Genomic DNA, 2,431 nt, shown 5'->3' with positions numbered 1-2,431 from the left:
GCAAAGCGCAGCGTGCCCACCATTCCGAGCACGCCGTTAGATGGTGGGTACGCTGCGCTTTGCCCACCCTACCGCTTCTCACCTACCCCTTCGGCCGCACGATGGCCCAGCCGATCCTGAGCAGCGGCTGACGGCCGTTGACCAGCCATTCGAACGATCGCGGCACTTCCGGCACCAGTCCGGGGAAACGTTGCGCGATCTCGGGCGGCGGCATGCCCGATGTGTCGGACGCGCGCCAGACGATCAGCCCGCCGGTCTCGTTGAACTTCGCCGGCGAAAGCCAGGGCGTCCGCGGCTTTCCTTCCAGCAACAGATGCGGGCGCTGCGGGTCCATCGCGATCAGGCCCGCAAGCTCGGGATCGCCGGCCACCGCGCGCAGCCGCTGGTTGGTGCGCCGCTCAAAACTGTCGGCGAAGAAATGCCCGATCGAGGCGGCCGGCATCGAGGTCCGCACTTCGGCTGTGCCGGTCCAGGGCACGAACAGCGTCGCCGCGAGAACCGCCAAGGCCGGCGCGGCAATCGTCGCCGCCCAGGCCGAGCGTAGGAACCGCTGGCGGTAGAGGTGGATGAAATCGCCGGCGTTGACGATCACGGCCAATCCCGACAGCAGCAGCGCGACGCCGGCGCCGCCGACCACGTGGTCGAGACGGAACAGGCCGGCGAGCAGGCTACAAATCAGCGCCGGCGCGAAGGCGAAGAAATAGACGAACTGCCGTCCCAGGGGATCGAGCGGCGGCCGGTTGATGATCGGCGCCTCCTCCGGCTTGCGGGCGAACCAGGGAGAATTGACGGCGAGCAGCAGCGCGATGCCGGCCATCGACACCACCAGGCCGCCGAGCAGGACGCCGGAGCGCATCACCCGCGCGCGCAAATCCGCGACATCAGGCAGCGGCGGCAGCGTCACAACATCCGACCGCATCAGCCAGATCAAATAAGGCAGCGCCAGCACGATCACCACGAGCAGCGCGAACAGCGGATCAAGCGATGCCAGCGTGCGGCGTCCGCGCGCGGTCGCCAGCGCAAAGGCCGCGACCAACAGGATCATCCCGATCGCCACCGGCGTCGTCAGCAACAACAGGCCGCAATCGATCGACCAGGCAAACCAGGCGCTGCGCCGGTTCTGGCCGAACAATTGCCAGGAATGCAGCAGCAAGAGCGCCCACAACGGCCGTGCCAACACCAGCGGCCCGAACTCGAGGCCGGGCGAAGAAAAGGCGGCGACCGTCATCGTCAGCAGCACGGCCAGCACCGCCTGCTGCCCGCCGATGATGGCGCGGCCGAGGTGATAGAGGCTCACGAAGGTCGCGATCCCGCAAATCTGCGCCAGGAGATAGACGCCGAAAACGTGATTGCCGGCGGCGCGGAACGCGATGTCGGCGAGCCAGAACGCGAGCGGCGGGCCGAGATCGGTGCCGACCTGATATTCCCGGCCGAAGGCGAGCACGGTCGCGACGTCGCCGGGCGGGCTGCGATAGATCAAGAGCGGCACCAGCAGCCACAGCGCTGCCTGCGCCAGCACCACGATCCAGACCACGAGCCGGGGCCGGGCACGGATCAGTTCGACGACCAGGGAGGTGAAACGCATGCGCCCAAAATGCCCAGAACCAGCCCTCAATCGACCCGCAAACTTGATAAAGGCCGCACGCGACGGAAGCAACCGGCGTGAGGACAGCTCGATTGCCAACGACGCACTCCGCCGTCATGCACCGCTTCAAGCGGGGCATCCAGTACACGGCGGCCTCTCGGTTCAAGCACTGCCGTCTCTGGAATACTGGATCGCCCGGCCAAGCCGGGCGATGACCGGCTGAGAGCTCCTCAGGTTCCGACGCGATCTAGATCGCGGCGGTCGCCTCGGCCGCGATTGTCGGGTCCACCGTCTCGACCGTCGGGTCCACCGCGAAAAGATCGGGCTCGATCGTTTCCGGGAAATGCTTCTGCCGGGCGGCGATCACGGGCGCAAAGAAGCTGCGGTGATGCGCGCTCGGCCCCAAGCGATCCAGCGCCTCCAGATGTTCCGGCACCGCATAGCCCTTGTGCTGCTCGAAGCCATAGCCGGGGCAATCCAGCGCCAGCGCGCACATCAGCCGGTCGCGCGTCACCTTGGCGATGATGGAGGCGGCCGCGATCGACATCACGATGCCGTCACCGCCGATTACGGCCTCGCAATCGCAGGTGACGGCGACCTTGTCGCGGCCGTCGACGAAGACATGCTTGGGCTGCTCGGGCAGCGCCTGCACCGCGCGCGCCAGCGCCCAGAGCGAGGCGCGCAGAATATTGTCGCGATCGATTCGCGCGGGCGATGCGAAGGCGACCGCGAAGGCTGACGTCGCGCAGATCTGCTCGAACAGCTCTTCCCGCCGTTCCGCCGTCAGCCGCTTCGAATCGTCGATGCCTTTTGGAATGCGTTTCGGGTCGAGCACCACGGCCGCGG

Annotated in this window: 2 protein-coding genes; both read right to left on the bottom strand. The window is 67.3% G+C overall.

Translation table 11 applies throughout. The features are described from left to right. Nucleotides 1-82 precede the first annotated feature (82 nt). The gene (locus CWO89_RS43160) at nt 83-1,585 is read right to left on the bottom strand and encodes a glycosyltransferase family 39 protein (protein WP_130584267.1); all 1,503 of its coding nucleotides are present in this window, start codon (nt 1,583-1,585) and stop codon (nt 83-85) included. Nucleotides 1,586-1,832: 247 nt separating this feature from the next. Then, the coding region (gene rnhB / locus CWO89_RS43155; protein WP_130584266.1) for a ribonuclease HII at nt 1,833-2,431 on the bottom strand (599 nt) is incomplete at its 5' end.

Source organism: Bradyrhizobium sp. Leo170 (genome assembly GCF_004296405.1).
Lineage (GTDB): Bacteria > Pseudomonadota > Alphaproteobacteria > Rhizobiales > Xanthobacteraceae > Bradyrhizobium.
This window is presented reverse-complemented; position numbering and strand designations above follow the sequence as displayed.

What these genes read in the sequence shown, in the direction of transcription:
- CWO89_RS43160 (WP_130584267.1), bottom strand. Translation starts at nt 1,585, where the DNA reads ATGCGTTTCACCTCCCTGGTCGTCGAACTGATCCGTGCCCGGCCCCGG.